Annotated in this window: 7 protein-coding genes and 1 pseudogene; 1 reads left to right on the top strand and 7 read right to left on the bottom strand. The window is 37.3% G+C overall.

The window, feature by feature from the left end:
* Positions 1–75: 75 nt before the first annotated feature.
* Entirely contained in the window at positions 76–201 is a 126-nt protein-coding gene (locus tag Q0Y61_RS09245) for a hypothetical protein (RefSeq protein ID WP_297814344.1), read from the bottom strand.
* Between the two features lie 108 nt (positions 202–309).
* Between Q0Y61_RS09245 and Q0Y61_RS09240 the strand changes: the two genes are divergently transcribed.
* A complete protein-coding gene (locus tag Q0Y61_RS09240; RefSeq protein WP_297814342.1) occupies positions 310–1566 on the top strand; it encodes an aromatic amino acid transport family protein in 1257 nt (418 codons plus the stop codon).
* 22 nt (positions 1567–1588) lie between these two features.
* Here the strand turns inward: Q0Y61_RS09240 and Q0Y61_RS09235 are convergent, their stop codons facing one another.
* The 6 genes and pseudogenes from Q0Y61_RS09235 to Q0Y61_RS09210 form a co-directional block, all read right to left on the bottom strand.
* Positions 1589–2086 carry a low molecular weight protein-tyrosine-phosphatase gene (locus tag Q0Y61_RS09235; RefSeq protein WP_297814340.1) on the bottom strand — a complete coding sequence of 166 codons (498 nt, stop codon included), beginning with the start codon at positions 2084–2086 and terminating at the stop codon, positions 1589–1591.
* The gene (locus Q0Y61_RS09230) at positions 2065–3090 is read right to left on the bottom strand and encodes an aspartate-semialdehyde dehydrogenase (protein WP_297814338.1); all 1026 of its coding nucleotides are present in this window, start codon (positions 3088–3090) and stop codon (positions 2065–2067) included. The genes Q0Y61_RS09235 and Q0Y61_RS09230 overlap by 22 nt, the downstream gene beginning before the upstream one ends.
* A 10-nt stretch (positions 3091–3100) precedes the next feature.
* Positions 3101–4420 (bottom strand): sigma-54 dependent transcriptional regulator, encoded by a 1320-nt coding sequence (locus tag Q0Y61_RS09225; RefSeq protein ID WP_297814336.1) that lies wholly within the window; start codon positions 4418–4420, stop codon positions 3101–3103.
* On the bottom strand, positions 4395–4916 hold the full coding sequence (locus tag Q0Y61_RS09220) for a hypothetical protein (protein ID WP_297814334.1): 522 nt from the start codon (positions 4914–4916) through the stop codon (positions 4395–4397). The genes Q0Y61_RS09225 and Q0Y61_RS09220 overlap by 26 nt, the downstream gene beginning before the upstream one ends.
* 9 nt (positions 4917–4925) lie before the next feature.
* The gene (gene gyrA / locus Q0Y61_RS09215) at positions 4926–7409 is read right to left on the bottom strand and encodes a DNA gyrase subunit A (protein ID WP_297814332.1); all 2484 of its coding nucleotides are present in this window, start codon (positions 7407–7409) and stop codon (positions 4926–4928) included.
* 61 nt (positions 7410–7470) lie between these two features.
* Positions 7471–7922, bottom strand: a pseudogene (locus tag Q0Y61_RS09210) (hypothetical protein); the annotation flags it as partial.

The raw sequence follows: 7922 nt of genomic DNA, 5'->3' as shown, positions 1-7922 counted from the left end.
AGCTTCTAATCTGTCTTTTTTTAAGGTTAGTTAGGCTTATGGCTTAACTAACCTTTTTTATTTCTCTTTTAAGATTTATCCTTGACTTTTGTTTTCTTGTATCATTGTAAGAGCAACGCCCAAAGCAATCCATAATCTAAAATCTCGCTTTTGATAATTGACTTTATGCAACATTATAAATTGCTTCGTCTTTCGTTTCACTCATTCCTCGCAAGAACTAGAAAATAGAATCTTACAAGGAGACTTTGTGTAACTTTAAGCAGATTCTTGGCATTATAAACTTTTATTTTAATTTGATAAAGGAATCTTATGCAGTGGAATCGGTTTGATACGCGTTGGACACTTTCACTCTTTGGCACAGCCGTAGGAGCTGGGATTTTGTTTTTGCCTATTCGTGCGGGAACAGGAGGATTCTATCCTGTGGTGCTAATGAGCCTTTTAATTTTTCCTATGGTTTGGCTCTCTCACCGCGCACTTAGTCGCTTCGTCAATGAATCCAAAAGCACAGAACACGATATTACACACGCCGCAGAGGAATATTGGGGACGCAAAACAAGCTTGTTTATCACATTTTTATATTTTTTCGCCATTTATCCGATTTGCCTTGCTTATGGTGTAGGTATTACCAACACTTTTGCAAGTTTTTTTGTCCATCAACTCCACCTTGTCGCACTCTATGATACCGATACGATGACACTTTACCCCCTTGTGCGTGCAGGACTTGCATTGGTGCTAGTTAGCGCGATGATGAGCGTTATGCTACTCAAAGAAGAAATCATCACAAAAGCTTGTAATGCACTAGTATATCCTTTGTGTGCGGTCCTTTTTGCGTTTTCTTTGTATTTGATTCCTTATTGGAAACTAGAATCCTTGCAAAAAATACCAAGTCTAAAAGATCTTATCCAAGTGATTTGGCTTACTTTGCCTGTGCTCGTTTTTGCTTTCAATCATTCTCCTGCTATCTCTACCTTTACCCTTAGTGTGCGTAAAACCTATGATAACTCACAAGAAAAAGCAAACCAAATCCTATTTCGCACAAGTCTTTTACTGCTTTTCTTTGTGATGTTTTTTGTGTTTTCTTGTATTTTGTGTCTCAATGCAGAGGATTTTGCCAAAGCAAGAGAAGCAAACATTCCGATTCTCTCTTATTTTGCCAATCAATTCCATACACCCATTATTGCTTTGGGCGCACCACTTGTAGCATTTTTAGCTATTGTAAGCTCATTTTTTGGACATTACTTTGGTGCATTTGAGGGTTTAAATGGAATCGTGCGTAAAGCCATTAAGCTTAGTGGAAAAGAACCAAATATCCGTAACATTAAGGTATTTAGCACTTTGTTTATGTATATTACTATCATTCTTGTTGCTTATCTTAATCCGAGTATTTTAGGATTTATTGAGGATTTAGGCGGTCCTATCATTGCGGCAATTTTATTTTTAATGCCAATCCTTGCGATTTGGAGCGTGAAAAAACTCAAAAAATACAAAAATCCTTTTTTGGACGGATTTGTATTCATTACAGGGCTTTTGACAATTACAAGCGTCATTTATAAATTTTTCTTATAATGCTGCAAGGACGAAAATAGAATTACAATTTCTTATTTTGAATCCGTGCAATGAGTTCAGAAATTGCACACTCTAGCATAGAATAGATTTTTTCAAACCCCTCTAAATCTCTGTAATAATAAGGGTCTGGAATCTCTTGCCCCTTTAGCCCAAAATCTCCTATTAAAGCGATTTTTGCTTGTGGAAACCCTAATCGCAATAAATCCTCATAATTTTGCCTATCCATTGCAAGAATCAAATCAAATTCCAAATCACTATATACATTGACTTTGCGCCCTTTAAGATTAGAAATATCAATGTTATGTTGCTTGCCTATCATAATAGAACGCTCACAAGGTGGCTCATCAATATGCCACCCGCTTGTTCCTGCGGAATCTATGCGAAGCGTTAATCCTGCTTTATTACCCAACTCTCTTGCGATTCCCTCTGCTAAAGGTGAGCGACAAATATTTCCCAAACACACAAACAAAAGTGAATGAATCTCCACTTGATTAACCTTTAGCCTTGCATAGCAATCCACTTTTGCGCAATCCGAACTGCGTTAGTCGCTGCACCTACGCGGATTTGGTCTGCAACACACCAAAGATGTAAGATGTTTTTATCATAGTTATCTACGCGGATTCTTCCAACATAAGTTTCATCTCTATCTGTGGCAATTATTGGCATAGGGTAAGATTTTTCTTGTGGATTGTCTATTAACACGACACTTTCGGCTTTGCTTAGCACCTCTTGCGCCTCCTTTGCACTCACTTCGCGTTTAAACTTAATCGTAATGGCTTCGCTATGACTTCTAAGCACAGGTACACGCACACAAGTTGCACTCACTGCAAAATCGCTGTGCATAATTTTGTTGGTTTCATTAACCATTTTCATTTCTTCCTTTGTGTAATCGTTGCCCAAAAACACATCAATATGTGGAATCACATTTAATGCGATTCTGTGAGGAAATGCTTTTGGCTCACAAGACTCAAGGCTAAATTCAAAGAATTTTTGCATTTGCAACACAAGTTCTTCCATTCCCTTTTTACCTGCGCCAGAAACTGCTTGATAAGTGCTAACATCTACGCGCTCTATGCCAAAAGCCCTATGCAATGGCTCTAAAACTTGCACCATTTGGATTGTAGAGCAGTTAGGATTTGCGATGATTCCGGTTTTCTCCCACAAAGCAATATCTTGCGGATTGACTTCAGGCACAACAAGTGGCACATCTTGCTGCATTCTAAAATGACTCGTATTATCAATCACGACGGCACCCGCTCTTGCTGCACTTGGCGCGAACTCCGCACTAATACTTCCACCTGCAGAGAAAAAAGCAATTTCAATGTTTTCTTCTTCAAAAACACTATGGGTTAGCTCCTTAACTTTAATGCTCTCCCCTTTAAACTCTATTTCTTTGCCGACACTTCGCGCACTTGCAAGTGGCACGATCTTGTTAATAGGAAAAATGCGTTCGCTTAAAACCCTGAAAATCTCTTCACCCACTGCACCTGTTGCGCCCACAACTGCTAGATTAAATTTTCTCATTTTTTCTCCTTTAAAGTTTAATTTTATAACGTTCCATTTTGCTTAAAAGCAATTCTTTTTTCAATCCCAATAACTCTGCTGCACTATCTATATCAGAATCACTCGCCTTTAAAGCTTCATAAATCAGATCTTCTTCTAAGTTCGCAATTTTCTTTTTACCACCACTCTCACGGGAGCTTAAAAACAAATCCTCTACCATAATCCTATCATCTTCACATAAAATTGCTGCACGTTCAATTACAGAGAGAAGCTCACGAATATTGCCGGGCCACTTATAAGAAAGTAGCTGTTCTTGCGCTCCCTTACCCCAAGATTTTTTCCCTACACCATATTGTTTATCTACCTGTTCTAGCTTCCATTCACAAAGCGGTATAATCTCCTCAATCCGTTCTCGTAAAGGCGGGATATGAATCGGAATCGTTTGCAATCTAAAGAACAAATCCTCACGAAATTCACCCTTTTGAATCTTTTTTTGAATATCTGCATTTGTTGCAGCAATGAAGCGAATATCTATCTTAATGGGCTTGGAGCTACCCAAGCGCACGACTTCTTTTTCTTGCAACACGCGCAAGAGTTTAGCTTGCAAGGAAGCAGGCATTTCTCCAATCTCATCTAAAAATATGCTTCCACCATTTGCAGCTTCAAATTTCCCCGCTCTTCCCTCTGTGGCATCTGTAAAAGCACCTTTTTCATAACCAAAAAGTTCAGATTCTAACAAATTATCTGGAATCGCAGCCATATTCAGTGCGACAAGGGGCATATCCGCTCTTGGCGAGTTCTGATGAATATAATTCGCAAACAACTCTTTACCCACGCCACTCTCTCCAAGAAGCAACACAGAAGCGTCTGTTTTAGCAGCTTTATTCGCAAACTTTAAGACATTTTCTAATGCAGGAGAAGTTGCCATAAACTGCTTATTGTCTGGATTTTTATGGTTTATTTTTTTATCTTTTTTAGGCTTACCTGCCTTTGCCATTACTTCTTGGGCTTTTTTAGCGCGATGAATCGCCTCTACTAATGTTTCAATTTCAAAGGGCTTGGTTAAAAAATCTTTCACTCCTAAACGAATGGAATCAATTGCTTTGCCTAAAGTTGCGTTTCCTGTAATAATTAAAGCTTCATAACGACCATTTAAGACTTTCAAAAACTCCAAGCCGTCCATTTGAGGCATATTAATATCTGTGATAATCAAATCAATGCTTTCATCAAGCCTTTTAAGAGCGTCTTTAGCGCTTTTAAAACTCACAACCTCAAACTCATCATATTCTCCCAACGCAATTTCAAGAGATTTTCGCATATTAATATCATCTTCCACGATGGCTAATTTCATCTTCACTCTCCTTTTTGTGGGTTAAATCCTCTAGCTTGGGCGATAAAGCGGGTTTATGCAATGATGGCTTAATAGAATCCCAAATAGAAAAATTCTTTGTCTCTTGCACAAGCGCATAGAGCGTTGCAATTCCACTAGCATATTCAATTCTAATTCGTGTAGGAGGAATCGCTAAAAAAGTCAGCGATTTACCCTTTAGATTACTGACTTCACTGCGATCTTCTAAACGCACACCCCAATTAAAAAAACATTCCAAAATTTTAGCTTTATAGTCATTAAGTAAAGCTTTTTCACTCTTAGCTTGGTGAGTAATTTCACATTTTTTATAAGGGTGCTTGATTTGCTTCAATAGATTTGCATTAATCATAGAGGGAGAAAAATAATATTTTTCATTTAAAATGATTCCATTTTTCACCGCAACCCTATAAGAAAAAATATATTCTGAAGCCTCACCCCAAACTACAAAATATATCAAGCCAAGTAGAATCCTAAACATTATCCTAAATCAATCTCCAAGTAACCCTGAATCTTCGCCCTCTTCCTCTCTATCCTCTGTTTTTTCCTCTTTGGGACATCTTGCGATAGAAACAACTTTGTCATCATTTACATTAACAATGATTACCCCACTTGTCGCACGCCCTGCTTTACGTATGCTTTGCATATCTACGCGTATCATCTTGCCACTACTTGTAAGCACCATTAAATCCATTTTCTCATCTACATTGACGACACCTACTAACTTACCTGTTTTGCTTGTAAGCTTCATTGCAATAACGCCTTTGCCTCCACGATTCGTAATTCTATATTCATTCACTTCTGTGCGCTTACCAATCCCCTTTTCGCTGACGCTTAAAATTTCTTCATTCTCATCTACGATTGCAGTTGCGCCAATCACATAGTCGTTTGGCATTTTAAACTTAATTGCCGTAACACCGCGCGCCACGCGCCCTATTTCTCGGACATTATCTACACCAAAACGCACGCACATACCCTCATAAGTAACCACCAAAATCTCTTGAATACTTGGGCTAATGATTTTAGCAGTTACTAGCTCATCATTTTCATCAAGATTGATAGCTCTAATCCCTACACTACGGATATTTTTAAACTCACTTAGATTGGTGCGCTTGATAATTCCATTTTTGGTAAAAAACGCAATAGATTTGTCTTCATTAAAATCTTTTGTCGTAATAGTTGCCATAATCTTTTCATCGGGACTTAGATTGATGAGATTCACTACGGCTTTGCCAATCGCTGTTCTGCTTGCTTCTGGGATTCTATAAACTTTGAGCCAATACAATTGCCCTTTATTTGTGATAAACATAATTGTATCATGCGTATCTGAAACAAAGAAACTTTCAATAAAATCATCCTCGTGCGTATTGGCAGAAATTTTGCCTTTTCCTCCTCGATTTTGTTTCTCATAAGTGCGCACAGGCACACGTTTGACATAACCGCGATGACTCATCGTTACTACCACAGATTCATTAGGAATTAAATCCTCCATATCAATGTTTTCATAATCCTCTTCAATCGCAGTTTTTCGCTTCGTTGAAAACTTTTCTTTAGATTCTAACAATTCTTGTTTAATGATTGTATTGAGTTTTGCCTCACTTTTTAGAATCTCACTTAATCGCGCAATTTCTTTTAATAATTCTTGGTATTCATTTTCTATTTTATCGCGTTCTAAGCCTGTTAGTCTCTGTAAGCGCATATCTAAGATGGCTTGCGCTTGAATCTCACTTAAGTTAAACTGATTTACCAAGCCCTCTTTGGCAACTTTTGGGTCACTACTTGCGCGGATTAATGCCACAATCTCATCTATATTTTCAAGTGCGACTTTTAAACCCTCCAAAATATGCGCCCTTGCTTTTGCCTTTTCTAGCTCAAAAATACTGCGGCGAATCACCACACTCTTACGATGAGAGATAAACAAGCTTAACAATTCTAAGAGTGTGAAAACCTTTGGCTCTTTGTTATAAATCGCAAGTAAAATAATGCCAAAGGTGGATTCCATTGGCGTAGATTTGAAGAGATGATTTAACACTATCTCACTCATTGCCTCTCGTTTTAATTCTACAACCACACGGATTCCATCTCTATCGGATTCATCACGCACTTCAGAGATTCCCTCAATCACTTTTTCTTTTGCAAGCTCTGCTATCTGCTCTACAAGCCGTGCTTTATTCACTTGATAAGGAATCTCATCTATGACAATAATATCTTTTGTCTTTGTCTTTTCAATGTGAATTTTTGCACGAATTTTAATGCGTCCTCGTCCGCTTTCATAAGCTTCTTTAATTCCACTTTTACCATAGATAATTCCACCTGTTGGAAAATCTGGACCTTCAATAAATTGTAAAATCTCTTCTAATTTAGCTTTAGGATTATCAATCAAATAAACTAACGCATCTATAATTTCATCTATGCGGTGTGGAGGAATATTTGTCGCCATTCCAACAGCAATTCCATTAGAACCATTAACCAACAAGTTTGGCAAACGACTAGGTAAAATATCTGGTTCTTGTAAGGTATCGTCATAGTTTGGAAGAAAATCTACTGTATCTTTATCTATATCTCTCAGTAGCTCTTCTGATGCTTGTGTCATTCTAGCTTCCGTATAACGCATAGCAGCCGCACTATCCCCATCAATGCTACCAAAGTTCCCTTGTCCATCTACTAACTCTAGCCGCATAGAGAAATTTTGAGCCATTCTAACTAATGCGTCATAAACTGCTGTATCTCCGTGCGGATGATATTTACCAATCACATCACCCACGATTCTTGCACTTTTTTTGTAAGCTACCCTAGAAGTTACGCCTAACTCATACATTGCATAAAGAATCCTACGATGCACAGGCTTTAATCCATCTCTTGCATCGGGTAAAGCACGTCCAACAATGACGCTCATAGAGTAATCTAAATAACTTTCTTTAATGGAATCTTCTATATTAACATTTTGAATATCTTGGTTAAGTAAATCCGACATTCCTTGCCTTTTTTAATAAAATGCTTAATTTTTATTTTACCTTTATTTTACTTTAATCTTGCTAATAAAGCTTAAATTTGTTGTTTAAAGGTTCTTTACAAAACTCCTTGAAATCTTTTTTGTTTTTAAAAACCAAAGTGTTGCTTTGTAAATTGCATAAAAAATTTAGAATCTCTTGGTGCGTTAAGATTCCTATTTTTAGACTCTCGCTTGATGATTGTGAAAACTCTTTTACTTTTAATCCTAAAAACTCATTTTCTAGAAATAATGGCATACCAAGCATTTTTTCTTTTGTTTCCTTAGGTAAAGCCAAAAAATCTTTAAGCTTTATCTTGCTTCGCAAGAATTCTGACCATTCTTGTTCGCTAAAATACGAAAGATTCAAATCTGCACTCAAAGGTATTTCCAAAGGCTCTTTTAAGAGATTGAAATAATTTTCTTTAAATCCCAATTCGCGAAAATTTGGTGTGGGTAGAATATTGCAATAAATATCTGTAAATCGCTCTACTTCAA

Origin of the sequence: uncultured Helicobacter sp., from assembly GCF_947367035.1 — a bacterium.
GTDB lineage: Bacteria > Campylobacterota > Campylobacteria > Campylobacterales > Helicobacteraceae > Helicobacter_D.
Note: the sequence above shows the minus strand (reverse complement) of the source record. Positions and strands in the feature narration are given on the sequence as shown.

What these genes read in the sequence shown, in the direction of transcription:
- Q0Y61_RS09230 (WP_297814338.1), bottom strand. Translation starts at nt 3,090, where the DNA reads ATGAGAAAATTTAATCTAGCAGTTGTGGGCGCAACAGGTGCAGTGGGT.
- Q0Y61_RS09220 (WP_297814334.1), bottom strand. Translation starts at nt 4,916, where the DNA reads ATGTTTAGGATTCTACTTGGCTTGATATATTTTGTAGTTTGGGGTGAG.
- Q0Y61_RS09225 (WP_297814336.1), bottom strand. Translation starts at nt 4,420, where the DNA reads ATGAAATTAGCCATCGTGGAAGATGATATTAATATGCGAAAATCTCTT.
- Q0Y61_RS09240 (WP_297814342.1), top strand. Translation starts at nt 310, where the DNA reads ATGCAGTGGAATCGGTTTGATACGCGTTGGACACTTTCACTCTTTGGC.
- gyrA (WP_297814332.1), bottom strand. Translation starts at nt 7,409, where the DNA reads ATGTCGGATTTACTTAACCAAGATATTCAAAATGTTAATATAGAAGAT.